Source organism: Corynebacterium sp. HMSC064E08, from assembly GCF_001811805.1.
Classification (GTDB): Bacteria; Actinomycetota; Actinomycetes; order Mycobacteriales; family Mycobacteriaceae; genus Corynebacterium; species Corynebacterium jeikeium_D.
Genome location: NZ_KV806693.1, coordinates 100,449 through 127,446, shown reverse-complemented (window position 1 = coordinate 127,446; position 26,998 = coordinate 100,449). Strand labels below are relative to the sequence as shown.

The 26,998-nt window shown below is 56.4% G+C and carries 26 protein-coding genes and 7 tRNA genes; 10 read left to right on the top strand and 23 right to left on the bottom strand.

Going from position 1 to position 26,998, the window contains the following annotated elements; translation table 11 throughout:
- The 6 genes from secF to ruvC form a co-directional block, all read right to left on the bottom strand.
- Entirely contained in the window at positions 1-1,218 is a 1,218-nt protein-coding gene (gene secF, locus HMPREF2820_RS02150; protein ID WP_070602555.1) for a protein translocase subunit SecF, read from the bottom strand.
- A gap of 6 nt (positions 1,219-1,224) precedes the next feature.
- Entirely contained in the window at positions 1,225-3,150 is a 1,926-nt protein-coding gene (gene secD, locus HMPREF2820_RS02145) for a protein translocase subunit SecD (RefSeq protein ID WP_070602553.1), read from the bottom strand.
- A gap of 311 nt (positions 3,151-3,461) precedes the next feature.
- Positions 3,462-3,926, bottom strand: coding sequence for a preprotein translocase subunit YajC (yajC, locus tag HMPREF2820_RS02140; protein ID WP_070602552.1), 465 nt, complete (start codon positions 3,924-3,926; stop codon positions 3,462-3,464).
- Positions 3,927-3,992: 66 nt separating this feature from the next.
- The gene (gene ruvB, locus HMPREF2820_RS02135) at positions 3,993-5,105 is read right to left on the bottom strand and encodes a Holliday junction branch migration DNA helicase RuvB (RefSeq protein WP_070602550.1); all 1,113 of its coding nucleotides are present in this window, start codon (positions 5,103-5,105) and stop codon (positions 3,993-3,995) included.
- A 66-nt stretch (positions 5,106-5,171) separates the two neighbouring features.
- On the bottom strand, positions 5,172-5,792 hold the full coding sequence (ruvA, locus tag HMPREF2820_RS02130; RefSeq protein ID WP_048731308.1) for a Holliday junction branch migration protein RuvA: 621 nt from the start codon (positions 5,790-5,792) through the stop codon (positions 5,172-5,174).
- A gap of 82 nt (positions 5,793-5,874) precedes the next feature.
- Positions 5,875-6,432, bottom strand: coding sequence for a crossover junction endodeoxyribonuclease RuvC (ruvC, locus tag HMPREF2820_RS02125; RefSeq protein ID WP_048731311.1), 558 nt, complete (start codon positions 6,430-6,432; stop codon positions 5,875-5,877).
- 115 nt (positions 6,433-6,547) lie between these two features.
- Between ruvC and HMPREF2820_RS02120 the strand changes: the two genes are divergently transcribed.
- Positions 6,548-7,012, top strand: a complete 465-nt coding sequence (locus HMPREF2820_RS02120) for a DUF3817 domain-containing protein (protein ID WP_049193684.1) — start codon at positions 6,548-6,550, stop codon at positions 7,010-7,012.
- Positions 7,013-7,391: 379 nt separating this feature from the next.
- Here the strand turns inward: HMPREF2820_RS02120 and HMPREF2820_RS02115 are convergent, their stop codons facing one another.
- The 14 genes from HMPREF2820_RS02115 to HMPREF2820_RS02050 form a co-directional block, all read right to left on the bottom strand.
- Entirely contained in the window at positions 7,392-8,144 is a 753-nt protein-coding gene (locus tag HMPREF2820_RS02115; protein WP_049172992.1) for a YebC/PmpR family DNA-binding transcriptional regulator, read from the bottom strand.
- Between the two features lie 79 nt (positions 8,145-8,223).
- Entirely contained in the window at positions 8,224-8,844 is a 621-nt protein-coding gene (gene pdxT, locus HMPREF2820_RS02110; protein WP_070602548.1) for a pyridoxal 5'-phosphate synthase glutaminase subunit PdxT, read from the bottom strand.
- Entirely contained in the window at positions 8,844-9,722 is an 879-nt protein-coding gene (locus tag HMPREF2820_RS02105) for an acyl-CoA thioesterase (protein ID WP_049193681.1), read from the bottom strand. Before HMPREF2820_RS02105 ends, pdxT begins: the two co-directional genes overlap by 1 nt.
- A 2-nt stretch (positions 9,723-9,724) precedes the next feature.
- Positions 9,725-10,627 (bottom strand): pyridoxal 5'-phosphate synthase lyase subunit PdxS, encoded by a 903-nt coding sequence (gene pdxS, locus HMPREF2820_RS02100; RefSeq protein WP_049172998.1) that lies wholly within the window; start codon positions 10,625-10,627, stop codon positions 9,725-9,727.
- Positions 10,628-10,766: 139 nt separating this feature from the next.
- Positions 10,767-11,270, bottom strand: coding sequence for a hypothetical protein (locus HMPREF2820_RS02095; protein ID WP_016422677.1), 504 nt, complete (start codon positions 11,268-11,270; stop codon positions 10,767-10,769).
- Positions 11,271-11,323: 53 nt separating this feature from the next.
- Positions 11,324-12,466, bottom strand: a complete 1,143-nt coding sequence (locus HMPREF2820_RS02090) for a glycosyltransferase family 4 protein (RefSeq protein WP_070602546.1) — start codon at positions 12,464-12,466, stop codon at positions 11,324-11,326.
- Positions 12,467-12,468: 2 nt separating this feature from the next.
- A complete protein-coding gene (locus HMPREF2820_RS02085; protein WP_070602544.1) occupies positions 12,469-13,371 on the bottom strand; it encodes a phosphatidylinositol mannoside acyltransferase in 903 nt (300 codons plus the stop codon).
- Between the two features lie 11 nt (positions 13,372-13,382).
- On the bottom strand, positions 13,383-14,084 hold the full coding sequence (gene pgsA, locus HMPREF2820_RS02080; RefSeq protein WP_070602542.1) for a phosphatidylinositol phosphate synthase: 702 nt from the start codon (positions 14,082-14,084) through the stop codon (positions 13,383-13,385).
- Entirely contained in the window at positions 14,078-14,713 is a 636-nt protein-coding gene (locus HMPREF2820_RS02075; protein ID WP_070602540.1) for an ATP adenylyltransferase, read from the bottom strand. Before HMPREF2820_RS02075 ends, pgsA begins: the two co-directional genes overlap by 7 nt.
- Positions 14,714-14,863: 150 nt before the next feature.
- Positions 14,864-16,858 carry a threonine--tRNA ligase gene (gene thrS / locus HMPREF2820_RS02070; protein WP_246822146.1) on the bottom strand — a complete coding sequence of 665 codons (1,995 nt, stop codon included), beginning with the start codon at positions 16,856-16,858 and terminating at the stop codon, positions 14,864-14,866.
- Positions 16,859-17,017: 159 nt separating this feature from the next.
- Entirely contained in the window at positions 17,018-18,244 is a 1,227-nt protein-coding gene (locus HMPREF2820_RS02065; protein WP_070602536.1) for a Dyp-type peroxidase, read from the bottom strand.
- 288 nt (positions 18,245-18,532) lie between these two features.
- Positions 18,533-19,141 carry a copper chaperone PCu(A)C gene (locus HMPREF2820_RS02060; RefSeq protein ID WP_005511497.1) on the bottom strand — a complete coding sequence of 203 codons (609 nt, stop codon included), beginning with the start codon at positions 19,139-19,141 and terminating at the stop codon, positions 18,533-18,535.
- 4 nt (positions 19,142-19,145) lie between these two features.
- Positions 19,146-19,736 carry a copper resistance CopC family protein gene (locus tag HMPREF2820_RS02055; RefSeq protein WP_070602533.1) on the bottom strand — a complete coding sequence of 197 codons (591 nt, stop codon included), beginning with the start codon at positions 19,734-19,736 and terminating at the stop codon, positions 19,146-19,148.
- Between the two features lie 188 nt (positions 19,737-19,924).
- Positions 19,925-19,996, bottom strand: a tRNA-Val gene (locus HMPREF2820_RS02050).
- A gap of 357 nt (positions 19,997-20,353) precedes the next feature.
- Here HMPREF2820_RS02050 and HMPREF2820_RS02045 point away from each other — a divergent pair.
- From HMPREF2820_RS02045 to HMPREF2820_RS02020, 6 genes are all read left to right on the top strand, one after another.
- Positions 20,354-20,426: transfer RNA gene (locus HMPREF2820_RS02045), tRNA-Gly, on the top strand.
- A gap of 66 nt (positions 20,427-20,492) precedes the next feature.
- A tRNA-Cys gene (locus HMPREF2820_RS02040) sits at positions 20,493-20,563 on the top strand.
- Between the two features lie 32 nt (positions 20,564-20,595).
- Positions 20,596-20,670: transfer RNA gene (locus tag HMPREF2820_RS02035), tRNA-Val, on the top strand.
- Between the two features lie 27 nt (positions 20,671-20,697).
- Positions 20,698-20,770: transfer RNA gene (locus HMPREF2820_RS02030), tRNA-Gly, on the top strand.
- Positions 20,771-20,836: 66 nt separating this feature from the next.
- A tRNA-Val gene (locus HMPREF2820_RS02025) sits at positions 20,837-20,911 on the top strand.
- Between the two features lie 27 nt (positions 20,912-20,938).
- Positions 20,939-21,011, top strand: a tRNA-Gly gene (locus tag HMPREF2820_RS02020).
- A gap of 334 nt (positions 21,012-21,345) precedes the next feature.
- Here the strand turns inward: HMPREF2820_RS02020 and HMPREF2820_RS02015 are convergent.
- Positions 21,346-21,843: a ferritin gene (locus tag HMPREF2820_RS02015; RefSeq protein ID WP_005509579.1), complete on the bottom strand. Its 498-nt coding sequence runs from the start codon at positions 21,841-21,843 to the stop codon at positions 21,346-21,348.
- A gap of 103 nt (positions 21,844-21,946) precedes the next feature.
- Between HMPREF2820_RS02015 and HMPREF2820_RS02010 the strand changes: the two genes are divergently transcribed.
- The 3 genes from HMPREF2820_RS02010 to msrB are packed head-to-tail and all read left to right on the top strand — an operon-like array spanning position 21,947 to position 24,577.
- The gene (locus tag HMPREF2820_RS02010) at positions 21,947-22,759 is read left to right on the top strand and encodes a dihydrofolate reductase family protein (RefSeq protein WP_070602531.1); all 813 of its coding nucleotides are present in this window, start codon (positions 21,947-21,949) and stop codon (positions 22,757-22,759) included.
- A gap of 11 nt (positions 22,760-22,770) precedes the next feature.
- Positions 22,771-24,159, top strand: a complete 1,389-nt coding sequence (locus HMPREF2820_RS02005; RefSeq protein ID WP_246822189.1) for a glycosyltransferase family 87 protein — start codon at positions 22,771-22,773, stop codon at positions 24,157-24,159.
- The gene (gene msrB / locus HMPREF2820_RS02000; RefSeq protein ID WP_070602527.1) at positions 24,152-24,577 is read left to right on the top strand and encodes a peptide-methionine (R)-S-oxide reductase MsrB; all 426 of its coding nucleotides are present in this window, start codon (positions 24,152-24,154) and stop codon (positions 24,575-24,577) included. The genes HMPREF2820_RS02005 and msrB overlap by 8 nt, the downstream gene beginning before the upstream one ends.
- Before the next feature lie 91 nt (positions 24,578-24,668).
- On the opposite strand, the gene hemQ is transcribed toward msrB, so the two are convergent.
- Entirely contained in the window at positions 24,669-25,367 is a 699-nt protein-coding gene (hemQ, locus tag HMPREF2820_RS01995) for a hydrogen peroxide-dependent heme synthase (RefSeq protein WP_016422664.1), read from the bottom strand.
- An 86-nt stretch (positions 25,368-25,453) separates the two neighbouring features.
- Positions 25,454-26,932, bottom strand: coding sequence for a protoporphyrinogen oxidase (gene hemG, locus HMPREF2820_RS01990; RefSeq protein WP_070602525.1), 1,479 nt, complete (start codon positions 26,930-26,932; stop codon positions 25,454-25,456).
- Positions 26,933-26,998 lie beyond the last annotated feature (66 nt).

Sequence of the window (26,998 nt, the reverse complement as noted above, 5' to 3'; positions counted from 1 at the left end):
CTACTGCCCCGGACGCCAGGACAGCGGCTTGTCTTCATCGCCCTCAAGCTTCGGAGTCGTCACCGTTCGTTTCGGCGTCGAATGTTCCATCTCGCTTGCCGACGGCTCCTTCGAGGCCGAGTCCTCCGCAACATCAGTGGTGGCGGAATCGGTGCCCGAACCGGCTCCCTCAGATGCCTTTGCGCGGGCAGACAGTACCGCCTCTTCATGCTTGCGGTATTCACGCTGCCGCGACTTAAGAGACACCAACAGCGACGAAGCCAGGAAGATCGAAGAGAACGTACCTTGAATAATGCCGATGAGCTGAACGAGTGCAAGGTCCTTCAGCGTTCCGACCCCTAGCATGCCCACGGCGATGACCATCAGTGCCAGGATTGGCAGGAGCGTCGACACCGTGGTGTTGATAGAACGCATGATGGTTTGGTTGACCGCCAGGTTCACCAACTCGGCGTAACTTCTACGGGTCGATGAACGATAGCCTGCCGTGTTCTCGTCGACCTTGTCGAAAACCACGACGGTGTCGTACAGGGAGAACGACAGCACTGTCAGCAAGCCGATAATGGTTGCCGGGGTGACGTCAAGACCAATGAGCGCGTAGATGCCCATAATCACGATTGCATCCACAACCAGGGCGAGAATTGCGGCAATGGCCATGTCGCGCTCGAAGTGAATGGTGATGTAGATGAACACCAGACCCAGGAACACCACTGCAGCCAGCAGCATTCGGTTGGTAATCGAAGAGCCCCACGACTCCGACACGGTCGAGTCACCAATGGCATCCGGGGTCTGCTGCCCCTGCACATCGACGGGCTTGAATGCATCATTCAACGCGATACGAGCACTATTAATCTGGTCCTGAGTCAGCTTCTCAGAGGTGATCTCCAGGATTCGGCCCTCACCAGAACCGATAATTTGCACCAGCTCCGGCTTCACGCCGGTCGCCTCGGTGAAAACCTCCTCGGCCTGCTCAGTTGTCACTGAGGCCGGCGGCATAGTCATCTTGGTACCGCCCTCGAAGTCGATACCGAAGCTGAACCCGCGAATCAGCATCGCTGCGAAAGCAACAACGATGATGGCGACGGCAATCTGGTACCAGCGCTTCCGCTTGCCGACGATGTTGATTCCACCCTCGCCGGTGTAGAGGCGGCGGAAGAAGGAGTCGTCTTTCACGCTTTCTGGCTCAGTGATTAGCGCCGGATTCGTCTGAGTAGTATTCATGGATTCCTACTTCCCCTCATTCGCGCTGGAGTGAGCTGCACCGGTGTCGGCAGCCGTACTGGCGGAGGCATCGGAGGCTCCGGCCTTCTTACCGGCAGCTACAGTCTTATTCCTCTGTGCAATCTCCATGACCGAGCCGAAGCCGTTCATCGACGGCTTGGACAAAGCTGGCCACTTACGAGTAGCCAGGATGACCAACGGCGCAGTCACGAGGAAAGCCGTCACAATGTCGAATGCTGTGGAGAGACCAAGTGTGAACGCGAAACCGCGGACATCGCCAACGGCCAGGATGTAAAGAACCACAGCCGCAATGATGGACACAAAGTTACCCGATAGGATGGTGCGCCGTGCTCGTCGCCAAGCGTGCGGAACCGCGGAGCGGAAAGTTCTACCCGCGCGGATTTCGTCCTTAATGCGTTCGAAGAAGACGATGAAGGAGTCAGCCGTTACGCCGATAGAGATGATGATGCCGGCGATGCCAGCGAGATCGAGCGAGTAGCCAATCCAACGACCAAGAAGGACAAGGACGCCGTAGACCATCGCTCCAGCTGCTGCCAGCGAAACCAGCGAAATCACGCCCAGGCCGCGGTAGAGAGCAATCGCGTAGACGACAATCAGGGCGATACCGATAATGCCGGCAAGCAGACCGGCTTCCAAGGAAGCCGAACCAAGCATGGCCGGGATAGTCGTGGTGGTGCCGCCCGGCTCGCCGTCCTCACCTGCGAACGACAGCGGCAGTGCACCATAACGCAGGTTATTGGCCAGCCCCTGTGCCTCGTCGATTGAGAAGTCGCCCGTGATGCGGGTGGCAGAACCAACTGGGGTTGCCTCCTGAATCACCGGGGCGGAAATGACCTTCGAGTCCAACACGATAGCGACCTGCCGCTGCAGGTAGTCATTGGTCAACTTGGTCCATGTGCGAGCGCCGGTGTCATTCTTCCCGGACTTGAAGCTAAAGGAGACCTGAATCTGACCAGACTGCTGATCGTAACCACCGTTAATCGGCGCATTGGTATCAATAGCGTCGCCGGACAGACGCTGGCCCTTGGCCTCGTCCTCCTGCCCAATCAACAGCGGAGCCTTGCCCAGGAAGATGGCTTTACCGCCTTCGGGCGCACAGGTCACCAGCGGCTTGGCCGGGTCATCGGCACCCTGTAGCGGATCAACTGCATCGCGGTTATCGCAGGTCATCAGCGCAGCGGCTGCAAACTGTGTCGTTGGGTCTTCGGACTGGCGAGTCGCCAACAGCACGTCACGAACCTTCGTACGCAGCTCGGCCGCTTCAATTGAGTTCGCCGGCTTTGCCGGAGCTGTTGCGTCCAACTTCGGGGCCTCGCCCAGCGACTTGGACAGCTCCTCGGGAACCGGCTGATCTGGGTTCTGTTCCTTGAAGGCATCAATTGCACGCTTCTGCGTTTCGTTCATGTCCTTGTAGAGGTCATCAACACGCTTGGTGGCGTCCTCCTTCGACAGGACACCGACTGACACCCAATCTTCAGCAGTCTTCTTAACTACCTCGCCAAAGGCAGCTTCATCAGGGCCCTGGGTGGGCTGTTCTACCGGACGGAAGAAGAGCTGCGAAGTCTGGCCGAGCGTACGCGCCTCCTGTGAGTCTTCACCCGGCACGGTAATGACCAGCGTGTCACCGTCGGTGACAACTTGAGCGCCGCTGACGCCCATGCCGTTTACGCGGTTCTCCAGAATCTTGCGAGCCTGGTCCAGCTGATCGCGCGTCGGCTTTTCGCCCTGCGGCACCAAGGTTACTCGGGTACCACCCTGCAAGTCGATGCCCAACTTTGGCTTGGCTGATCCGCCGCCGGTGAAAAAGACGAGTGCGTACGTAAGGATGAGGAAGCCAACAAACAGTGCCAACAGCCACTGCGGCCAGTTCCTCTTGAATGTATTCGCACCGGATCTGGATTTGCTGTTCAAAGCAAAGTCTCCTGAATCGTGACGTTTAGGTACTTAAGCGTTTCGGGTAGAAACGCAGGTCTATAACCGCACCGCGAAATCGCGCGATACCAGGAAGAGGCATTGCGGGCGTCGCTAAGCAAAGCTATAAACACCAACCGCTAGAGAATAACCGATTTAGCGTAGTGCGCCGGTTTTGACTTGTACCTATTTAGTGAAAATCTTGCCCACGCTTGCCGACGGCGAAACCTGGGACGCGCCCGCTAACCCCACGGCGCACGCTGAAGGTGGGATGCATGCAAACCAGCAGGGCGTGGGCGTGCAAAGAACTACTACTGCTTTTCGGTGGAAGCGGAACCGTCTGTACCCGGGTTATCCGGGGTACTCGGAGTATTCGGGTTCTCGACCTGCTCATTGACGCCCGAAGCTGCATTGTCAGCCGGACCGTGGCCGGTGATTTCTTGGACGTCGCCGACGTGGTCATCTGGTGCATCGGAAACACGGCCACGTCGATCACGGTGAGCGTAGCTAGCTCCGGTACCGGTGGTGAGATTGCGGGCAATGGCGCCCTTTTCCCAACGGGTCACGATGCCGTCAGCGATGATCAGGTCGACGGTTGTTTCGGTCGTATCAACGACCACACCATGCATACCGGAACCGGTGATGACCTCTGCGCCCGGGGCCAACTTATCCTGCATGTCCCGAATGGTGCGCACCTGCTTGTTCTGCTTGATGATCTGCCAAATTGGCAGCGCCAGGAACAAGAAAATAAGTAGGAGGAGAATAGTTTGATCCATGTCTGCCGAGTTTAACGAATTGCCAGCTAGCAATTCCACACTGCCCCGGTCGGGTCGATGAGAAAGCTATTCTCCGATAGTTCCCTCCGGGGGCTGCAACCCCAAGTGCCGCCATGCTCGGGCAGTTGCCACGCGCCCGCGCGATGTACGTGCAATCATCCCGGCACGGACCAGGTAGGGCTCGCACACTTCTTCCACAGTCGAGGGCTCCTCACCGACTGCCAACGCCAGGGAATTCACGCCCACCGGGCCGCCACCGTGCCCCTTGACCAGCGCAGTTAGCACTGCGCGGTCCAAGCGGTCCAGCCCAAGCTCATCGACATCGAAGACAATCAACGCGGCCTTGGCCGCACCAAGATCAATAACGCCACCGGAGTGAACATCTGCAAAATCGCGAACGCGACGCAATAGACGGTTGGCAATTCGCGGGGTACCTCGCGAACGCGAGGCAATCTCCACTGCAGCCTCAGGGCTGATATCCACCCCGAGGATCCCAGCGGCACGGGTAACCACCTTTGTCAGATCCTCGACCTCGTAGAACTCCATCTGCGCAGTAAAACCGAAACGGTCACGCAGTGGGCCAGTCAGCATACCCGAGCGCGTCGTTGCGCCTACCAGCGTAAAAGGTGGAATCTCGAGTGGAATTGACGTAGCTCCAGGCCCCTTTCCCACGATGACATCAATACGGAAATCTTCCATTGCCATGTAGAGCATTTCCTCCACGGGCCTGGCAATGCGGTGGATCTCGTCAATGAAGAGTACATCGCCCTCGAGCAGGTTCGATAGCATTGCTGCCAAATCGCCAGCGCGAATAAGCGCCGGACCGGACGTCATTCGCAGGGAGGACCCCATCTCCTGCGCAATAATCATGGCCATGGTGGTCTTACCCAGGCCGGGAGGTCCCGACAGCAGAATGTGGTCCGGAGTCACATTTCGTCCCCGTGCCCCGGAGAGCACCAAATCCAGCTGCTCGCGGACCTTGGGTTGGCCGATAAACTCCCCTAACGACTTTGGTCGCAGGTTCGATTCCGCATCGACTTCCTCGACCTGAGCGCGGGCATCGACATCACGTTGTGCACCATTTCTCCCACCGCCAAAATGGTCGTTGGCTGCTCCATCTAAAGAGTCCCTGAAGGGATTGCCCGACACGTTAAACTCCGTGCGCTCGATATCGCTCATAGTCCCCTCATCCTAGTGCACTGCCATTTTTCATCATCAATGTAGCTGCAGGTCCTCGACCTGGATTTACTTTTCGCCCAATGTCTTTAGCGCCGCCTTCAGCGCCATTGATGTATCCAAGGTCGGATCAATCCGAACAACAGTCTCCGCTGCCTCATTCGCATCAGCTTCCGGGAACCCAAGCCCGACCAAAGCACCAACGACCTGATCCAGATCTGCCTTCAAAACAATGCCAGGCGCTGCTCCGCTTGCAGCTTCCTCCGGCTGGGATACCGCCCTATCCGCGAAAACCTCGACCTTATCCTTCAACTCAACCAACAGGCGCTCCGCCAATCGCTTGCCGACGCCGTTAGCCGCCTGGAGGGCCTTGGCATTCTTTGAGGCAACCGCATTGGCAATCTCGGCCGGCGACAGTACCGATAGAACAGACATCGCTACTTTTGGCCCCACTGTTGAGACAGTGCGCAAGAGCGCAAACATCTCACGTTCCTGCGAGTTGGCAAAACCAAAAAGCGTAATCGCATCTTCACGAACCGCCATTGTGGTCAACATGAAAGTCTGCTCATGCCTCACCAACTGAGAAGCTAACCTGCCCGTAATGGTGACCAAATGCCCGACACCACCGCACTCGATAACGCAATAGTCCGCACCGAGATCGATAACCTCACCGCGTAGAGATGCAATCACTTCTCACAATTCCTTTCACTACGGCTTCCCGAAAGACACCGAGATAAACGCCGAACTCACAAGTGTGCTCTAGCAGGCTCCCCTACCGCGAGGGATTCTCACGGCGAGAAAGCTCCAACTCCCGCTCCTCGTGTTGCTTAGCAAGCGCAGCCAAGGTGTCGCGCTGGCGTTGCAGAACCGGACCACGCCAACAGTGGCAGATAGCGATGGCCAACGCATCCGCTGCGTCCGCAGGTTTTGGCGGAGTTTCCAACCCGAGGATTCTCGTCACCATCATGGTCATCTGCTTCTTATCAGCCCGACCGTTGCCGGTAAGCGCCTTCTTTACCTCCGACGGCGTGTACATATGCACTTCCAAACCGCGTCTCGCCGCAGCGAGGACAAGGACACCAACCGCGTGCGCAGTCTGCATTACGGTGGACACATTGCCGCGCTCGAATACCCGTTCCATCGCAACCACGTCCGGCTCGTACTCATCCATCCACTGCTCCACGGCATTGGAAAGCCGTAGAAGACGATCCTCCAACGATGCCGTGGTTGGTGTGCGGGCGACCCCCACCGCAATGGGAATGACTTTCCTGCCCTGAGCACCTTCCGCAATGGAGAGACCACAACGAGTAAGGCCAGGGTCGATACCCATCACCCGCAGAGATCCAGCTCGATAATTCACCTCTCCACTAATACCACATTTCGAACAGCTGTTTGTATCGTAGCTACACGGGGTACCAACCGTTGATTCTGATAGGTTTAACACCATGAATTCACCGAAGAAGCTCTACGGCGTTCTCGCTGCAGCTGAAATGGTCACGTGGGCTCTGCTGCTCTTGGGGCTGGCACTGAAGTACCTGTTCAAAGTCACTGACATCGCCACCACCATCTTCGGCGGCATCCACGGTTTTACGTTCCTGTGCTACGTAGTCACCACCATCATGGTGTGGATCAACCAGCAGTGGAGCTTTGGCCGCGGTGTCATCGGCCTCGCCTCTTCTATCATTCCATTCGCAACCTATCCGTTTGAACGAAACACCCTGAAGGCAGGCCTCTTGGATCGGCCCTGGCGCTTTACCGACGAATCCGAGGAGCCACAGGACATTTTCGAGTGGGCACTCGCGATGATTATTCGCCGCCCGTTTATCTCGGCATTCGTCATCCTCATTGTTCTCGTCGTGGTCTTCACACTGTTGCTGATGGCCGGACCTCCGACTCAGTGGTTCTCCTAAAACGGTTCAACTAAAACTTTCAGAAACCAAAATCGGTTTAATAGACAAAAATATGTCCGCCTGGCGTGTCGACCGGCGCGTCGGCGGGCGGGCACCCTTCGCTACTTACCCCAATGCGAGTTACTGACTGCGTTTATGACAAAAATGACCTGAAAAATCGTCTGAAAGTGACATAAACCTGCACAGTTTCACATTTGCAGCCCGTATTCACACGCGCAGCCCGTAATTTTTCCCCAAAAAAATCCCCATCGGACGATTCTCCGATGGGGATCTTCCATTCACACCAGCTCGCCGCGCAATTCAGCGCTGCAGACTACCCTGCGGGGGCACCCCTTTAACGCCGGGAAGCCGGTCAGCGGAACCGTCGCCAAGCAAACGCCTAGTCGTCGAGTTCGGCGATAACCTCGTCGCTGATGTCGGCGTTCGAGTAGACGTTCTGCACGTCGTCGGACTCTTCGAGAGCGTCAATCAGACGGAAGAGCTTGCGTGCACCGTCAGCATCGAGAGCCACCGTGGTAGAAGCGCGGTAGTCCTGATCTGCGGAGTCGTACTCCATTTCGGCATCGACAAGAGCGGTGCGGACATTCATCAGATCGGTAAAGGCGGAGACAACCTCGAACTTTTCGCCCAGGTCGTTGACCTCCTCTGCACCAGCATCGAGAACCGCCATAAGCAGGTCATCCTCGGTCAGCTCGCCCTTCGGCAGCTCGACGACACCCTTCTTTTCGAACAGGTAAGCCACGGCGCCGTTGTCTGCCATGTTGCCGTTGTTCTTGTTGAACGCCGAGCGCACATCGGAAGCAGCACGGTTACGGTTATCAGTCAGGCACTCCACAATCAAAGCGACACCACCAGGTGCGTAACCTTCGTAGACAATCGTCTCCCAGTCAGCACCGCCGGACTCCTCGCCGGAACCACGCTTGCGGGCACGCTCAATGTTGTCGTTGGGAACCGAGGCCTTCTTGGCCTTCTTAATCATGTCATCGAGGGTGGGGTTACCAGCAGGATCACCGCCGCCGGTACGAGCCGCGACCTCGATGTTCTTGATCATCTTTGCCCACTCTTTGGCGCGCTTGGCGTCATTAGCAGCCTTCTTGTGCTTTGTGGTTGCCCATTTTGAATGACCCGCCATGTGCTAGTTCCTACCATTCCTCTCGTCAATACCCATGTAGATGGGAATTCGTCAGGTGTTCATTATACAAACCGGGGATTTAAATGCCGACAAGCTCTCGCAAAAAGAACTCGTGGAGCCGCGTCTCCCCCGTCGACTCCGGGTGAAAGCTGGTGGCCATCGCAGCCCCCTGCCGTACTCCGACCACTGTACCTGCGGTCTCTCCAGCCGATTCTGGCACCCGCGCTATCACCTCAACATCATCACCGACACGCTCGACCCACGGTGCGCGAATAAAGGCAGCGTGCACAGGCGGCTGGTCACCGCTGATCGCCAGCTGCGGAATATCCAAGTCAGTTTCGAAAGAATCCACTTGCCGGCCAAATGCGTTACGACGGACCGTGATGTCAATCGCCCCCAGGCTAACGGCATCCGGACGGGTATCGAGCACTTCGTCGGCAAGCAAAATCATGCCGGCGCAGGTGCCATATGCCGGAAGCCCATCGCGGAGGGCTTCCCGCAGCGGGTCTTCAAGCTCATTGAAGACCATCAGCTTGCTCATGGTTGTGGACTCGCCGCCGGGCAAAATTAACCCGCTAAGTCCTTCCAAGTCGCGCGGCAAACGCACCTTTCGGTGCGGGACGCCGAGCTGGTCAAGCACATATCCGTGTTCGGCAACGTTGCCCTGAAGAGCGAGGATACCGATTGTTTCCTGTGTCATTAATCTAGGTTCTCACTGCGAGCATCGAAGTTCGTCGCCACTGGCACGGGCTCGACACCCGGGGCCAGGCTTCGGGTCAGCCCTTCCTGCGTGACGACGGCCACGAGCTCGCCCTTTTGGTTAAAGATGCGACCGTGAGTCAGTGCGCGACCCGCGTGCGCCGATGGCGAAATCTGGTCGTAGAGCAGCCATTCATCCGCACGGAACGGACGCATAAACCACATCGCGTGGTCGAGGCTGGCTTCCTGGACCTCAACGCCTGGATGCGGAACGAGTGCCGATGACAGCAAAGTCATATCCGACATATACGCCAGCGTGCAGACATGGAAGGTCTCGTTATCCGGCAGGCGATCCTTGCACCGGAACCACACCAGCTGCTGGGACGGGGTGTACTTGTTGTGTTCGAACTGATCATTCGGCACTACCCGGATATCCCAGTCCGCCCACTCGCGCATTAGTAGACGACGTGTGTTCGTCATCTCAGAGGTGTCGGTGACCACGTCTTCAGGATCTGGCACCTTGCGCATCACGTCAGAGTGCTCGAGTCCCTCATCCCCCTTACGGTGGAAGCTGACCTGCATGACGAAAATCGTACGGCCATCTTGCACAGCTTCGACGGATCGGTGGCAGAAAGACCGGCCGTCGCGAATACGCTTGACCATGTACACCGTCGGGATATGGGGGCGGCCCGGGCCTACAAAGTAGGCGTGGAGGGAGTTCACCGCGAAGGTATTACCCACCGTGCGCGTCGCCGCGACGAGGGACTGGCCGGCAACTTGGCCACCGAAAGTGCGCTGCAGGATTGACTTAATGACTGGGCCACGGAAAATGTCCCGGTCAATCTGCTCCAGATCTAATACCTCGCGGATGTTAGCCATTTTTACCAGCCACGCTCAGCGAGTCGGTGCGGCTGCGGAATCTCGTCGACGTTGATGCCGACCATTGCCTCGCCGAGACCGCGGGAGACATCAGCGATGACCTTCGGATCATCGTAGTGCTGGGTTGCCTGGACGATAGCCTTGGCGCGCTTCTCCGGATCACCGGACTTGAAGATACCGGAACCAACAAAGACACCCTCGGCACCGAGCTGCATCATCATTGCAGCGTCAGCCGGAGTTGCAATGCCTCCTGCGGTGAACAGCACGACTGGCAACTTACCGGTCTCAGCGACCTCGCGTACCAGCTCGTACGGTGCCTGCAGCTCCTTGGCGGCAACGTAGAGCTCGTCCGGAGCCATAGAACGCAGACGGTTAATTTCAGCGCGGATGGTGCGCATGTGAGTCACAGCGTTGGAGACATCACCGGTACCGGCCTCGCCCTTGGAGCGAATCATGGCAGCGCCCTCGTTGATGCGGCGCAGAGCCTCACCCAGGTTGGTCGCACCACAGACGAAAGGCACGGTGAATTCGAACTTGTCGATGTGGTTCGAGTAATCGGCCGGGGTCAGAACCTCGGACTCGTCAATGAAGTCAACACCGAGGGACTGCAGAACCTGTGCCTCAACAAAGTGGCCGATTCGGGCCTTGGCCATAACCGGAATGGAGACGGCATTGATAATGCCCTCGATCATGTCCGGGTCAGACATACGCGACACGCCACCCTCTGCGCGAATATCGGCGGGGACACGCTCCAGCGCCATCACGGCAGTTGCGCCGGCATCTTCAGCGATCTTGGCCTGCTCCGGCGTAACGACGTCCATAATGACGCCGCCCTTCATCATCTCAGCGAAACCGCGCTTCACGCGTGCGGTGCCCTGCCCGGAGTTGTTCTCAACCGTGCTCAACGAACCCTACTTCCCTAATAAAACTGGTGAATGTGACCGTTTGTAGTCGTTTAACACTATAACGCCTGAACTAGACAGTGCTGTTCATTGAGTCACAAAACACGGCGAACTTCCAGCACAACAGCGAATTTTCCCACAATTAAGCAGTTGTCAGTCCGTCTGCAACATCGAAATATTCCGGTTCGGGTGCAGTGCCCGCCAGCCGCAGCGCGCGTACTAGCGGCCTGGCTCGCAGTGCTTTCGTATCCGTCACCGCATCATTGTAGAAACGGCGGGCGAGCTCGAGCCGCGTGTGGGCGTCAGAAAGCTCAATTGCCATCGTTCGGTCCACGGGCTGTTCCTCATAGAGCGCCACAATTTTCCTAGTCAGTTCGTTTTCCACGTCTGCGCGCTGTCCAGTGTTGTTGGCTCTAAGTGGTGTGGCTTCCACCTTCGTCACTACGCCGGCGAGTTCCGGGTAGGCGGCACGAGCGACTGCGGCCCTTCGCCCCAACGCCGCTTCCAGTGAAGAACGCGCCAAGTCCGTGCGAATGTGCATACGGTTCAAACGCGTCGCTGTCGATGAAGCCACCAAACCGCTAACGAGTACGACAATCAGCGCAATGACTAGGACAACGACCCAGATTGGAACGGTTACGTCCACCGAAAACCCACTTTCACTCCGCTGCGTTTAATCAGCTAACACGACGGAAATCTCTATGGCGCAATGACGACCTTTTCGCCATCCATGCGCACCGTATCGTACACACGCAGAACGCCGTCGGCGACCTGCGACCAGTCATACTCCCAAGCCCGTTCATGCCCGAGTGCGCGAAGCTCCTCCCCCAACTTTGGCTGCGTCAAAAGGCGTACGACTGCATCCGCAAGGTCTGCGGAGTTACCGTTTTCAAAGTGAAGCCCGTAATGGCCGTCGTCAAGCACGAGTTTGAACGCATCGATGTCGCTGGAGATCACCGGCGCACCCGCCGCCATCGCCTCTACCAGCACGATGCCGAAACTCTCTCCACCACGCTGCGGGGCAATGTACGCATCCGCATCAGCGAGGATTGATGCCTTAGCATCCTCCGATAGTCTGCCGACGAAATGCAGGACATCTGCGTTTTTGCCCGCTTTACGACGAGCTGCCGCGACATCACCATCACCGACAACGCAGACCTCAAGCTGTGGAATCTCCGCACGTATTGCTGGCAGGGCGTCGAGCAGAACGTCAAAGCCCTTGCGGGATTCATCGAAACGTCCGAGGAACACAAGACGATAGAAACCCCCACGCCGTAGCGGAATCTCGGGCAGCGATGAGGCGTCCGGGCAGGACTCGAAATCACCAACACGGACACCATTGGGAATGAGAACCGGGTCACCGCCGAGTTGCTCAACCTGCCAGCGACGCGCCACTTCCGAGACAGCGATACCTCCCCGAATGCGTTCGAGGTACTTCCGCAAAAATGGCGTGGCCAGCTTCAATGCCAGGGAGTCCGTCGCCGCCGAGTGATAGGTCGCGACAATTGGCCCGACCGAGTTCACTAACGACAACATCGAAAAACTGGGCGAATTCGGCTCATGGATATGAAGGATGTCAAAGCTACCTTCCTCGATCCATGTGCGGACTCGACGGCTCGTGCGGGGACCAAAAGACAGCCGAGCGACTGAGCCGTTATACGGAATCGGGATGGCGGCACCACCTCGAACAACGAAATCCGGCACGTCCGCCTGCGCGCTAGCCGGGCCGATAAGACTGACCTCGTGGCCTCGACGGATGAACTCCTCACACAAGTCAATCGCGTGAGCTTGAACACCACCTGGGACATCGAACGAGTACGGGCACACCATTCCGATTCGCACGGCTACTTTGACCTCTTCTTATCCGCCGGCCACAGTGGCTGCATCATGTGCCAATCCGCTGGATGCTGAGCAATATCAGATTCAAAAACAGCAGCGATGTCCTGGACGATGTCGGCCAGCTCGCGCCCCTCGGTCGGCACAAATGGATGCGCTACAAAACGCCAACCATCGCGCGTGTAGGACAGACCGGCGGGCATAAGCCGAGCGCCCGTGTCCTGTGCCAGCTTTGCCGCGCCGACCGGCATTGTCGTCTGCTCGCCGAAAAAAGTGACCGGGACCCCGTGGCCGCCGAAATCACGATCAGACAGCAGGCACACAACGCCACCTTCTTCCAATCGCTTCTGGAGTTCTGGCATCGCAGGTTTGCCACCGGTAAGCGGGAGAATGTGGAATCCGAGAGATTCGCGGTACTCCACGAAAGCGTCGTAAAGCACCTCTGGCTTTAGCCGTTCCGCCACGGTACTGAACCGACCATGGCGGGAAACGAGCCACATACCTGCCATATCCCAGTTACCAGAATGCGGCAGTGGGATAACGATGGAATCTCCTGTCTCGAGGGCCTCAGCAACTCGTTCAAGCCCATCGCTGGTGGATTCGACCGTGTCTGCCAACTCTGGCGACGCGATGGAGGGCAACCGGAATGCCTCCACCCAATAACGTAGATAGGAACGCATGGAAGCCCGAATAAGCCCTTGCGGCACTTCCTCAGGCGGACAGCCCATAACGCGAGCCAGGTTTTTGCGAAGCTGACGGGTAGTCGCGGGATTTGCTGCTACCCGATCGGCGGCAATGTTGCCGATACGGTAGGCCAAGCGTTCCGGCAGCAGACCAAAAATCTTCCACCCGGCCATATAGCCGAGCGCAACGAAATCATCTTTCGAGCGAGGCAGGAAGAAACTAGTCATCGTATCCTCCTTTAGTTGTTGGAATCAGCCGAACCCGTGGACTTCGTAGCAGAGTCGGGGTTGATAGATGAACTATCAGCTGCGCCTTCTGGCGGGGCCATGGGATCCAACCCTCCTGGCTGCTTAGCCACCATGTACAAGCGCTGAACGACGGTGAATACCGACCCAATCGCCAGGAGCCACATTGCGACGTAGAGGGCATAGTCCACGCCAAGCCCCTGGAGCCCAATGCCGATTAGACCGATAATCAGGCGCTCCGCACGTTCGACGAGACCGCCGTTGACCTTGAGGCCGCTAGCTTCTGCCCGAGCCTTAACGTAGGAAATGACCTGGGAAGATCCCATAGTGATCAGTGTCAGAATAAGCAGCACTGAATCCGCGTCATGGTGATACACCACCCAATACGCTATCGCCCCGAACAGTGCAGCATCCGTAATGCGGTCACAGGAAGCATCCAGCGTCGCTCCGTATTTCGTTCCCTGCCCTCGAAGTCTGGCCATCGTGCCATCGAGCAGGTCAAAAGCAGTGAAAATAGCGATTGACACCGCAGCTGCGAAAAGATGGTTGGTAGGAATCAGGATTACCGCAAGCAGAACGGAAACTACCGTTCCCACCAGGGTGACCGTGTTCGGGCTAATGCCGACCCGCAAAAGTGCAGCGGCAATCGGTTCAACTACTGGGCGGATTGGAGCCCTGCCACGGACACTCAGCATGCTGCCCCATCCTCTCGATTAAGGGCACGCCAGCCGTCGGCAAGCAACTCGCGAGTCTGACGAAGAGCCTGCGGTAACACTTTGGTGCCATCGATCACGGTCATAAAATTGCTGTCACCCGACCAGCGCGGTACGACGTGCATATGCAGGTGATCGGCGACCGAACCGCCGGAGGCCTTGCCCAAGTTGAAACCTACATTGACGGCGTGCGGACGCGAAACCGATTTGAGAGTACGAACCGCGTGCTTGGCAAATCGCATCATCTCGGCTGTTTCTTCGTCGGTCAAGTCCTCAAGGTTGGCGACTTCGCGATATGGAACCACCATGAGGTGCCCTGGGTTGTACGGGAACAGATTCAAAACGGCGTACACCCACTCGCCGCGAGCGATAATGAGTGCTTCCTCATCGCTTTGCTTCGGCAAATCAACGAAGGGGTTACGGGATGGCTTGGAGTTATGCACACCACGCTTGACGATGTAATCCAGCCGGTACGGTGCCCATAAGCGCGTGAGCCGATCCGGTTCGCCGTAACCGCTGTCGACGTATACGCCATCAGACGATTTCTGCTGGCCGGCATTGCCCTGCTGCTGCGGAGGCAACTCTTCACTTCCCGACTGATTCACTGCCATCCCCTTCGTTGCGTGGCCGGGACCCATTCAAGCCCCGACCACATATATTTCTCTGCTGTAGTTTACGACCTCGCGGTTAACTTCTTTGGATTACCACGCGTGGTTCACCAGTTAAAACAACGCGGTCGAATTAGAGAGCGTTAACGACCTCTAGAGAGCAGAGACATTCTCCTTGTTCGGCTGTTCGTTATTCCGCGAAGCAACCCAATCACAGATGATGTCCACAGCCTTCTCAACTGCCACCCCGTTAATCTGGGTGCCATCGAGGAACCGGAAGCTGACGGCACCTGCCTCAATATCGCGGGCACCAGCCAGAATCATGAACGGAACCTTGGCCTGGGTGTGGTTGCGAATCTTCTTCTGCATGCGGTCATCGGACGTATCCACGTGGACGCGGATGCCACGAGACTTCAGCTGTGCAGCAAAGTCCTCCAGGTGTGGGATACAGTCATCCGCAACCGGAATACCAACAACCTGTTCCGGAGCCAGCCAAGCCGGGAAAGCACCTGCGTAGTGCTCCAATAGGACGCCAAAGAAACGTTCGATGGAGCCGAAAAGCGCACGGTGAATCATAATCGGGCGCTTCTTGGTTCCGTCAGGTGCGGTGTACTCGAGCTCGAAGCGCTCCGGCAGGTTGAAGTCGAGCTGTACCGTCGACATCTGCCAAGTACGGCCGATGGCATCGCGGGCTTGGACGGAAATCTTCGGACCATAGAAAGCGGCTCCGCCCGGATCAGGAACGAGCTCGAGGCCAGAAGCATCGGCAACACGCTGGAGAATAGCTGTGGATTTCTCCCAAATTTCATCCGAGCCGACGAACTTCTTTTCGTCCTTCGTAGACAGCTCCAGGTAGAAGTCATCCAGGCCGTAGTCACGCAGAAGCGAGATGATGAAGTCGAGGACACTAGTGAGCTCTTCTTCCAGCTGATCCTCGGTGCAGTAGATGTGGGCATCGTCCTGCGTAAAGCCACGGGCTCGGGTAAGACCGTGGATAACACCTGATTTCTCGTAGCGGTAGACGGTGCCGAACTCGAACATACGAATCGGAAGTTCACGGTAGCTGCGACCACGCGATGCGAAAATGAGGTTGTGCATCGGGCAGTTCATCGGCTTGACGTAGTAGTCCTGCGGAGCCTTGGTGCAGTTGCCGTGTTCGTCATATTCGCCGTCGAGCTGCATCGGCGGGAACATGCCATCCGCGTAGAAGTCCAGGTGACCAGACTTCTTGAACAAGTCACCCTTAGTTACGTGCGGCGTGTTCACAAAGTCATAGCCCGCTTCGATATGACGGCGACGGGAGTGCTGCTCCATCTCGTTGCGGATGATGCCACCCTTGACATGGAATACCGGGAAACCAGAACCAATCTCATCCGGAAAGCTGAACAAATCCAGCTCGGAGCCCAAACGGCGGTGATCGCGCTTCTCAGCCTCGAGCATGCGGTCAAGGTACTCGTCTAACGCTTCCTTGGACTCCCACGCAGTGCCGTAAACACGCTGCAGGTTATCTCGAGATTGGTCACCCCGCCAGTACGCAGCGGAAGAACGCGTGATCTTAAAAGCAGGGATGTAGCGAGTGGTCGGCACGTGCGGGCCGCGGCAAAGATCAAACCACTCGGTCTCGCCGGTACGCGGATTGACGTTGCGGTAGCCGGTCAAGGTCGTACCTGCACCACCGACGTCGACATTGGCCTCATCATCTTCGGACACCTTGCCGGCCGACTTTTCAACAATCAGCTCGAGCTTATACGGCTCGTCGGCAAGCGCTTCCTGCGCCTCATCAGCAGACTCGAACGCAAAGCGCTCGAACCGCTGACCAGACTTGATGATCTTCTTCATACGCTTTTCGATGCGCTTGAGATCCTCCGGCGAGAAAGGTTCATCGACACGGAAGTCGTAGTAGAAACCATTGTCGATGGCAGGGCCAATGCCCAGCTTCGTCCCAGGGAACTCCAACTGCACGGCCTGAGCCATCACGTGAGTCGCAGAGTGGCGGATGACATCGCGACCGTCCGGAGTATTCGCCGGAACGGGCTCGAAGACGGTTTCCACTTCTGGCTTAAAGGACAAATCCTTCAAATTGCCTTCAGAGTCGCGGACACAAACGATGGCGTCAACGCCCTTGTTCGGGAAACCCAGGTCTCTCATCGCCTCGCCCGCAGAAACTCCTGCGGGCACGGAAAACGGTGCTGGGGTTGCAAATTCTTCTGACACGGCGTGCGTGTACTCCTTTTCAAAGTGTCTTCGAAAATCACATACCTGGTGACCTTCGTCAGTCGTTCACACACTTTACCGCACGGTCAAAACTCAGGCCTCGAAAAGGTCCTGGGCCCAGTACTCCTCCTCAGAAGTTCCTCGTGGCATAACAAACACGGCGGATCCAATGTGGAAAATCCACTGATTGAGACGGTCGTTCTTGGACAGCCGCTCTTGAATCGGATTGAACTGCTCCAACGGGTCCTTCTGGAAACAAATGAATACCAGGCCGGTGTTGGTCTCGAATCGACCATTCGGTTCCGGTGGCAGGTCATAGTTGTAGACCCGTCGCAGAATCCGCTGATTAGGTTTCTCTTTCGGAGGCATTGACAGCGCAACATGGCTGTTCGGATCCGTCAGAGGCAGACCATATTCATCAGTCTTCGCCAGGTCGACGGTCTCAAACTCGTCCTTACCTCCAATTGGCGCGCCGGTGCCGATATCTCGGCCGGTAATAACAGTGCGGCTTTCGCGGTCCAACACATCCCAGCCTGGAATATCCATTTCGATACGGCGGACAACCATCGCTGTACCGCCCCGCAACCAATCCGGACCATTATCAATCCACACCTGCTTGTCGAATTCTTCACGAGTGCGCGGGTTGACCGTACCGTCCTTCTGACCGAAGAGATTGCGCGGGGTCTCGCCTTCCTGCGTAGAACCATTGGCGTGCTGGAAACCAGCTTGCACCCAGTGAACATCCAAATAAGAACCTGCATTTCGGATCATCATTCGGGCCGCATGGGAGACCATTACTGGGTCGTCCGCACAAATCTGCAGGCACAGGTCTCCGCCGTTCCACTCCGGGCGGAGCTCATCGTTAACGTACTTTGGCAGATCTCCCAGCCACTCAGGCTTCTGGTCTTCCCTATCGATGATTGTGAAGAAATTCTCCCCATATCCAACTGTGATAGTCAGATTGGCCGGACTCCCCATGAGCTCAGGTTCCAAGTCCGTTCGAGTAGCCTTGCCGGCTGTCATTCGGCGGGCATCATCCGTCCAGGCACGCATGAGGTTTTGGAGGCGATTGCGATCGACCCCCTTCCTCACGTTGAAGGCAATTAGCCATAGATTCGCCTGTGCGGGCGTCGCAATCCCCGCCTGGTGGGCGCCATCAAAAGGTACGGTTGCTGTCTGCAAAGGCGGTTTCGGCGGCTCTTCCTGTGGACGTTCCAACCCAATCGCCTGGGCTTCCGGCGCCCCCAGGGCGAGCGCTGAAGCTCCTGCGGCGGTGCCGAGCCCGCCAAGAAAACGCCTTCTGGAAAAGCCTTCGGACATTTTGTGCACTCTTACCTTTCTGATTACTTCAAACTGGAGCCCATGAGATGGCTGGAAATCCGCCGATTTTTCAATGGCTTCAACGCAACCACTGGCCTATCCAATTCGACCGTATCGATAACCTTTTTCGGAAAAAGAAAAGCGCCGGAGTTCGTTGCATATGCTGCAATAACCTGCCAAACTCCAGCGCTTCTGCCACCATTAGATTCCAGTTAGTCAATTCCTCGACGTACCTGAGCTCACGCCCGCTTTACGACGAGCGATTACTTGACCAACGTGTCACAAGAATTAGTGACCCGAGTGATCCATCTCACCGCCGCCCATGTGCTCTGGGTTGTTCAGGTCACCGTCATTACCGTAGTCCTCTTCACCTGCTGGCTGGACGCGAACCTCAACGTCCTGGGTAATGCTAGAGCCGTCGGAAAGCTCAATGACGAGCTTGTATTCAGCTCCCACATCCATAGCTTCATCATTGTCCATAATCATGAAGTGAGTGCTACCCGGTTCGAGAACGAGTTCGCCATTAGCCGGAATCGTCAAACCTTCCGGCACCTCGAACATCTTGCCGTCCTTGGTGTCGTGCTGCTCGAACTTCGTGCCTTCCTTCAGCCCCTCAAGCTTGAAGGAGGAAACCTTGATGTCCTTATCGGTGTTGTTGGTCAGCGTACCGAAGATGGCGGTCATGCCCTTGTCAGCCGGCTTTTCCTTGATGTAGGCATCGGCCAGCTGCACAGCAGCATCGCTCTTCTCCATCTCAGAGGTAGCCTCGGTCGCAGCGGAGGTTGCGGACTCAGTCACCTCAGCAGCAGTGTTATCGTCGGACGAGCAACCTGCCAGAGCAAGGGTCAGGGCTGCGGAACCAGCGATCAGTGCAGTTGCAGTGCGATTGAGCTTCATGTATCTATTTTGCCTTTCGATTAATAACGATGACGACAGCGGCGATGATGACGATGAGTCCACCACCGAGGCCATAAGCCCATAGCGGTATTGACTTCGTTTCCTCGGCGTGCGCACCGGTTTGACGAGATTCTGCCCCAGCTTCGGCTGCACCAGCAGCATCCGGATCAGCCACTGAGAAAGTGGTCTTACCCCGAGTGGAGTGGCCATCCGAGGACGTAATCTGGAAACCGATGATGTAGTTGCCAGGGCCTGGATTAATCTCCTCAGGAATATCCAAAGAGACCTCGTTACCCACTACCTCTGGCTCGTGGGAGTACAGGACTTCCTTGGCATCTGCATCACTAATTGCAACGGTGTTGAAATTGTTCTTGGGGTTGCCGGAGAACTTGAGAGAAACGTGGTGCGGAAATTCATCGAGAACCTGCTTGTCGCCTGGGTTAGACGACAGCACGGAATCGTGAGCATGCGCGGGGCCAGCATTAATAACTGACGCACCTGCAAAGACTACAAGCGCCGCAGCGGCGGCTACTGCACGCCGGAAACTCGACTTTGAGAACCGAAACGTTTCGCTTGAAGCGACCCGGGGACTCACTAGAACAGTTCAACTCCTTTAAGCGGGACAGTTCGAGAAGAACAGCAGTAGTCTGACCGCTGCCCTTATACCTATTGTCGGATGGTAGTCCAGAAAAGTTCCCGAGAGGGACGAATATAGTTCAGGTCACACAGCAAAACCCCGGCCGCGCAGTTTTTATACGATGCGTCGACCGGGGTTTTAAATAGTAGTCCCAACTGGGTTCGAACCAGCGACCTTTCCGGTGTGAACGGAACGCTCTTCCACTGAGCTATGGGACTCGGACAGAAAAGCATTATGCCTTTGCTGCTCTGCGGAATAAGTTAGCACGCGTTTTGGGAATTTCCCTAATTGAGTTTCATTGCGTTTGCGATTCCGCAGTTCGACGATTTATTACCCCACCGATGGAACTCCATGACGATAGCGACTCGATAGCCCCCAGTAACCAACCCACGAAAGCGAATAAATGACATCGTTGCGATTCAGAGGCATCAAAGGTTGGCCTTTAGCCCTACGCCCACAGGCACAATACAGATGTTCACCTGGTAATTTGTAATCAATCGCACAAGCACGCTAAAGTATCTTTCGCACCGCAAGAGAGCAATTGAGATTCTTCTTCGCTCTTCTTGCAACGTGATGCGGATGTAGCGCAGCTGGTAGCGCATAACCTTGCCAAGGTTAGGGTCGCGGGTTCGAGTCCCGTCATCCGCTCTGGTTTCTCAAGAAGTTAAGCTCTGTGGTATAACTTCGAGGCAACCACTGAGGCGGCAGCCTCACGGTGGAATGGCCGAGTGGCGAGGCAACGGCCTGCAAAGCCGTGTACACGGGTTCGATTCCCGTTTCCACCTCAGCAGAGATTCCTTACCGGTTTCGATGTAATGCGCGTTTAGCTCAGCGGGAGAGCGCTTCCCTGACACGGAAGAGGTCACTGGTTCAATCCCAGTATCGCGCACCACGTAAGCCCTTATGGGCGAGCGTATTTGCGGATGTAGCGCAGCTGGTAGCGCATAACCTTGCCAAGGTTAGGGTCGCGGGTTCGAGTCCCGTCATCCGCTCAGTGCAAAACCCCCTTCTCCTGGAAGGGGGTTGCGCTTGAAAGCTTCTATATAGCTTTTACCCCAGCGCGATTAGCTCAGTGGGAGAGCGCTTCCCTGACACGGAAGAGGTCACTAGTTCAATCCTAGTATCGCGCACCACGTAAGCCCTTATGGGCGAGCGTATTTGCGGATGTAGCGCAGCTGGTAGCGCATAACCTTGCCAAGGTTAGGGTCGCGGGTTCGAGTCCCGTCATCCGCTCAGACTAACCCCCTCCCCGGGTATCCGGGAGGGGGTTTTCGTTTAACCTTTGCTAGGCAACCAGTTTCATTGAGTCCTACCGCTCCCCTGGGTTAAGCAGGAAAAATGTTGTCCGGCAGGCGTCTCGGCTGGCAGGTTTCCCAATTCGGCGAGCTCTGCTGAGCAGCTCGCTCGTCTAAAGGCTATGGATGGTCAACCCAGAACCGCTCCACAAATCTCGGTTTGCCTGGACGCCAAGCCCATCAATTGATACTCCAGCTGAATAGAAATGACCGCCCCAGGGATAAGTGCCTGGGGCGGTCATTTCTATCGAAACTGTGAACCGAGCTCGATATTAAGCTGCGTCGCGAGCGCCAAGCTCCCGGTCGATACGTAGCAGGCCAGCACCGTTGTCGCCGACAATCTCCAGGCGGCCGATGATGCCACGCACGGTGTCCTCTTCCTCAATCTGCTCAACCACGAAGCTGTCCAGCAGCGGGCGGGAGTCGAGATCACCCTCGCTATCAGCAAGCTTGCGAAGGTTACGGATAGATGCCGAAACCTTTTCTTCATGCTCAAGAGCGATGCGGAATGCATCGATTGCGGAAGTGACCTTCACCTCCGGTGCGTCGACAGCACCAATCTGCGGGTGGTTGTCGCGAGCATCGAGGTGTGCGATGAACTGGTTCGCGTGATCAACTTCCTCATCCGCCTGTGCACGCATCCACTCTGCCATGCCGGAGAGATCCAGCAGATCCAGCTCGATTGCCAGCTGGCGGTAGACGTGGGAAGCGGTGAGCTCCATAGTGATCTGGTCGTTGAATGCCTTCTCAAGAGTATCTGTTAGTCGCATGCCCCTACTATAAGCCCAACCCTCATAAATGACAACGATTATAATACTTCCCTTATAAGCCAGGCCTTGCCTATTTTGCAATCGTCGGCTTAACCTCGGCGGTATGGCTACACTCACCTCCAGAAGCCCATCAACCGATGAAGTTTTGCAGTTTCTTTCTCGACCTGCGCAAACGGCACATGATTCAGCAGCGGTACCCCTCGCCACCTCCACCGTCACTGCCATCGCCGTCACCAGCTTGGACGGACGCGGCGCCGTCGAAGGCACCTCAGGCCAGCTTGGGAATGACACCGATGCCACGGTTTTCAACACGCTTCGCGCGCTTGCCGACGTCGTTTTCGTTGGTACAGGCACCATCGCGGCTGAGGGTTACGGGCCAGTTGAGATACCGGAGTACCTAGAGACCGTTCGACAGAAGCTAGGTCGCTCCAAGCACGTGGCGATGTCCACACTCTCGCGCTCGTTGGATTTAGATATAAAATCCGACTTTTTCGCGAATGCAGAAGTCAATCCTCCGATAATCTTCACCCAGACTGAAGATGCTTTTAATGATGAAGAGGCAAAGACCGCTCACAAGGACAAAGCTAGAAAGATGGAATCGGCCGGGGCTCGCGTCGTTAAGCTCCCTGATCCCTCGGTAAAAGCGGCGTTAGCGTGGCTGGCTGAACATGGGTATCGAGACATTGTCGTAGAGGGTGGGCCGACGATGTATCGAGAAGCATTCGAAAACGGGTGCGTCGACGAACTGTTCCTGACGTTGTCGCCGATGTGGGTGGGTAACGGTCCCCTGACTTTCGGAGAGAACGACCCTGATGAGGACTCGAACTCGACGAACCCGCAGGCTTTTGAAGTGCGGGATATCCTACATTCCGACTCACACATCCTCCTACGCTATTCCCGCAGCTTCACCCAGTAGGGTGGAGTATTGTGAGTAAACCAAAAATCGACGTGAGCGCAAGCGCAACGGCATTAACGCAAACGTCCAAGGACACGCCAGAGACAAATTCGGTGGCAACACGCCCTCTGTCTCGGCACGTGTCGCGAGGACTCAGCGCTTTCTTGTGGCCTATCGCAGCTGTGGTAATTTTTCACCGCACCTGGGTTTTGCCGAAAGACGTGTCTGGCACAGATGACTTTACGACGGTCTGGTCAGCAATTAATCGATTCGTGTCGCAGGTACCCGTTTATTCGGAAGACTACGTAACAGCCGATCCGCACTATCTGTATTCCCCAGGCGCTACCCTACTTTTAGCCCCGATTAATTTGTTCGGCTCGCTTGAATCGGGCCGAATCTGGTTTGCGGTATTTCAGTCAGCTGCAATCATTGCGGCAATTGTGTTGCTACTCAGGTGGCTTGGTATTGCGCGCTCTGGCCCCATCATTCCAGCGTCGATAGCACTGCTTTACCTCACGGAACCCGTTACCAACACGCTTGATTTTACGAACGTCAACGGTTCACTGTTCCTTGCATTAGTGCTGTTTTTTATTGCACTGACCGAGCGACGCAATATCCTGGCCGGCCTGATTATCGGTATCGCAATCACTATCAAGCCCGTATTCTTGCCAATGCTGTTCCTACCGTTCATGCGCAGGCAGTTCTCTACGATACTGACCAGTATCGGGGTGGTAATTGCAGCCAATGCCGTTGCGTGGCCGCTCATGGTCCAACCACGTGACTACCTAGATATCACTATCCCCTACCTGGGAGTTGTCCGTGACTTTGCGAATGCTTCACTGACTGGGCAGCTTGTTTGGCTGGGTGCCCACCCGACATTGATCTTGCTGTGGCAAATCTTTTTCGGCATTTTCGTCTTGGTATCTGTCGTTCTCCTTCTTCGCTGGCTCGAAAGGGATGAGAAATTCTGGATTGTTACAACTTCCGGAGTTCTCTTCACCGGCGCGTTCTTCCTTTCCAGCCTAGGACAGCAGTACTACTCGATGACGCTCTTGCCAATGGTTCTCACTGTGCTTCGCCCATTGGTTTTGGATTGCGACAATGAAGGAAATATTGGTTCGACTGTCATGTTGAATTGGGGCGCAGGACTCGGAGTCGTACTCTGTTTCTTCTACGCCAATTGGTGGATTGATGAGGATGACCTATTTTTCCCGTGGTTCACGGTTGCAATCGGCGGAATTGGATGGGCCGTTCTTATTCTCTCCATCACGGCAGCACTGATTCGAATGACGATTGTGGATGCCGTCAATGGGCGTAGCTTTGCATCCGGCTTCAGCTGGCTGGGTGACTGGAAGATCGTAGGCGGGAAGTTTAATCAGGAACCTGATTTCAAGTCTGAGGAGGCTATTCAGAATGGATGATTCGCATAGCGAAGACTGGAATCTAAGCGAAGAAGAATGGCGCGAACTCCTCAGTGCCGCGGAGTACCAGGTTTTGCGTCAGGCAGGTACTGAACGCGCCTTCACCGGTGAGTACACCGATACTAAAACTCAAGGTGTATACCGCTGCCGGGCTTGTGGTTACGAGCTGTTTCGCTCGAACGAGAAGTTCGACTCTCACTGCGGTTGGCCATCTTTCTTCTCTCCACTAGCAGGAGACCGCATTATTGAGCGACGAGATACGAGCCTCGGTATGGTCCGCACCGAAGTGCTGTGCAGTCGTTGCAAGTCTCACCTCGGCCACGTCTTTGAGGGAGAGGGATACAATACTCCAACCGACCTGCGTTATTGCATCAATTCAATTTCACTCACGCTGGAACCGGACAAGACGGCTGAATAACCGGATAAAGAAACAGCGCCGCTGGTCACAATCCCGTCAGTTAACGGGGCTTGACCAGCGGCGCTGCTGATTTTCTCGTAGATTGCACGGGCTACGGCAGAACGTTGATAATCTCCGCGATGTCATCGACGCGACGGCCCGTGTGGAACGGAATCTCTTCGCGGACGTGCAGACGAGCCTCGGTGTAACGCATCTTCCACATCAAGTCCACAATGCGATCGAGCTCCGGCCCCTCGAATGCAAGGATCCACTCGTAGTCGCCGAGTGCGAACGCCGGGACAGTATTGGCGCGCACATCCGGGTAGTCACGACCGGCCATACCGTGTTCAGCAAGGATGCGGCGACGCTCGGTTGGCTCCAGCAGGTACCAGTCGTAGGAACGGACGAATGGGTAAACCGCAATCCATCGTCCTGGCTCTTCACCCATGATGAACGACGGCAGGTGCGACTTATTGAACTCAGCTGGACGGTGCAGCGCAGCGTTCGACCAGTGCGGGGTGGATGCCTGGCCCAGCGGAGTCTCGCGCAGGAAAGCGTTGTAGAACGCCTGCAGATCTTCCAGTTTCTCTGCGTGAATCCAGAACATGAAGTCAGCTTCAGCACGCATGGCCGAAACGTCGTAGAAACCACGGATGATCAGATCGGTGTCTTCGTAACGAGCCAGGAATTCCTTGGTCTTAGCCACTGCCTCTTCGCGGTTTTCTCCGAGTGCGCCCGGGGTCACCTTGAAGGTAGACCACATGGTGTAGCGGATGGTGTCGTTGAGCTTCTTGTAATCGAGCTTGGTCATCAGTTCTCTCCTAGTTCGGTTGAAAAGTCTGTTCAAAAATTCAATGGTTCGGCGCCAGTTTCGTACTCAGCACCAATCTCGCAGCTTTATCCCAGCTCCGCAGCAATCTTGTTAGCCGCAGCCTTGGCGTTGGAAATACACTCCGGAATGCCCGGGCCACTGAGCCATGCCCCTGTTGCTGCAAGCTTAGGCACCTCGTCCAACTCGTGGCGAGCAAAATCCATCAAACCTCCATGCCCCATATCGAAGCGTGGAATCCCTGCCCACCAACGCTGGACGAAAACCGCTGTCGGTTCAGCATCAAAGCCAGTCGCCTTAGCCAAATCCGCCTTTGCCCTGGCGATGAGGTCTTCGTCGCTGCGATGCACGTGCGAGTCATCATCAAAACGTCCGAAACTTGCCCTCACAACGGCACCGTAGCGCTCACCAATATGTGGCCACTTTCGGGACGACACTGTGAAAGCTTTCGCGGACAAATCCGCACCAATCTCGCACAACACGCCGTTGATCTCCGGCAGTCCCTCTGACGAGTCAAAACACATGCCGACCACCGCCGAGTTCGACGTGTCTACCCCACCAATGAGCTCAGCCGCCTCTGGCGCAAGATTGCTCAACAGCTCCGATGTGGTTGCAGAAGGTGCCGCCACGACAACACCGTCGACATCGATAGTGCTAATGCTCGTGCCGCTTTCCGACGGCAGTTCCACAGTGACCTCAAAGCCATTGTCATGCTGCCGCAGACCAGTAGCCTTCGTCGACAAGAGGAGTTCGGCTCCCGATTCGTCGACAAGCGTGTTGTAGAGAACCTCGAAGCCATCGCGGAACGTTTGGAAGACCACCGGCCGCTTCGTCTTCGTCGAGTCTGTCGCAGCCTCACTGCTCAGACGCGCCTGCTGCGCCTGCTTACGTGCTTCCAGAACGCGCTGGACAGCGCCGGTGAGGCTGACATGATCACCGACACTAGCCATTTCATCAAGCGCTGCCGCCAGCTGTGGGATGGTCGCACGCAGGCCCAGGTCGTATGCGGTGGTTGAGTAGACGCCTCCGAGCAGCGGGGAGACGATGCGGTCAACGACTTCCTCACCGAGCCGCGCCGCGACCAGCTGGCCGACATTCATGTCGTCTCCCAGTACCCAGTGCAAGGCTGGAGTGAGCTCGGGGTTCGACTCGGCATCAATCTTGGCGAGGGTGGCCTCGCTGAGGAGGTAGCCCAACCCCTCTGAGCTTCCTGGAATACCGGTGACCGTGTTACGCGGAAGGTCCTTGAGTTCACCGCCAATGTAGAGCTTGGAAGGCAGCCCCGAAGGGGCGACTAGCTGATCTGCCAAACCAAGATCCTTGAAAAACTCGGTGGCATCGTGACGGAACGCCAGGTACGCCTCAGCGCCCGCTTCGAGAGGGCCGTTAGCTCCTGGTCGAGTCTTCAGCTTGCCGCCGACCTGTGCACTGGACTCGATGACAATTATTCTTGCGGCGGGTCCGAGCTTTTTACGCAACTCATACGCTGCGCTCAGGCCGGAGATACCGCCACCTATGACGGCAATGGTAGAAGGTTGTGCAACCACGGTATTTCGTACGCTTTCTCTATGCCCGCGCCTCGAGCGGGCACGGTCGATAAGACTTGTAGGAAA

Excerpts from the sequence above, each read along its gene's own strand:
- ruvC (WP_048731311.1), bottom strand. The coding sequence starts at position 6,432 with ATGGGTATCGACCCTGGCCTTACTCGTTGTGGTCTCTCCATTGCGGAA.
- thrS (WP_246822146.1), bottom strand. The coding sequence starts at position 16,858 with ATGAGAGACCTGGGTTTCCCGAACAAGGGCGTTGACGCCATCGTTTGT.
- hemQ (WP_016422664.1), bottom strand. The coding sequence starts at position 25,367 with ATGACCAAGCTCGATTACAAGAAGCTCAACGACACCATCCGCTACACC.
- pdxT (WP_070602548.1), bottom strand. The coding sequence starts at position 8,844 with ATGACACAGGAAACAATCGGTATCCTCGCTCTTCAGGGCAACGTTGCC.
- HMPREF2820_RS02065 (WP_070602536.1), bottom strand. The coding sequence starts at position 18,244 with ATGTCCGAAGGCTTTTCCAGAAGGCGTTTTCTTGGCGGGCTCGGCACC.
- HMPREF2820_RS02085 (WP_070602544.1), bottom strand. The coding sequence starts at position 13,371 with ATGACTAGTTTCTTCCTGCCTCGCTCGAAAGATGATTTCGTTGCGCTC.
- HMPREF2820_RS02010 (WP_070602531.1), top strand. The coding sequence starts at position 21,947 with ATGGCTACACTCACCTCCAGAAGCCCATCAACCGATGAAGTTTTGCAG.
- HMPREF2820_RS02075 (WP_070602540.1), bottom strand. The coding sequence starts at position 14,713 with ATGGCAGTGAATCAGTCGGGAAGTGAAGAGTTGCCTCCGCAGCAGCAG.
- pgsA (WP_070602542.1), bottom strand. The coding sequence starts at position 14,084 with ATGCTGAGTGTCCGTGGCAGGGCTCCAATCCGCCCAGTAGTTGAACCG.
- HMPREF2820_RS02120 (WP_049193684.1), top strand. The coding sequence starts at position 6,548 with ATGAATTCACCGAAGAAGCTCTACGGCGTTCTCGCTGCAGCTGAAATG.
- HMPREF2820_RS02105 (WP_049193681.1), bottom strand. The coding sequence starts at position 9,722 with ATGGCTAACATCCGCGAGGTATTAGATCTGGAGCAGATTGACCGGGAC.
- HMPREF2820_RS02060 (WP_005511497.1), bottom strand. The coding sequence starts at position 19,141 with ATGAAGCTCAATCGCACTGCAACTGCACTGATCGCTGGTTCCGCAGCC.
- HMPREF2820_RS02015 (WP_005509579.1), bottom strand. The coding sequence starts at position 21,843 with ATGCGACTAACAGATACTCTTGAGAAGGCATTCAACGACCAGATCACT.
- msrB (WP_070602527.1), top strand. The coding sequence starts at position 24,152 with ATGGATGATTCGCATAGCGAAGACTGGAATCTAAGCGAAGAAGAATGG.
- yajC (WP_070602552.1), bottom strand. The coding sequence starts at position 3,926 with ATGGATCAAACTATTCTCCTCCTACTTATTTTCTTGTTCCTGGCGCTG.
- ruvB (WP_070602550.1), bottom strand. The coding sequence starts at position 5,105 with ATGAGCGATATCGAGCGCACGGAGTTTAACGTGTCGGGCAATCCCTTC.
- secF (WP_070602555.1), bottom strand. The coding sequence starts at position 1,218 with ATGAATACTACTCAGACGAATCCGGCGCTAATCACTGAGCCAGAAAGC.
- HMPREF2820_RS02115 (WP_049172992.1), bottom strand. The coding sequence starts at position 8,144 with ATGGCGGGTCATTCAAAATGGGCAACCACAAAGCACAAGAAGGCTGCT.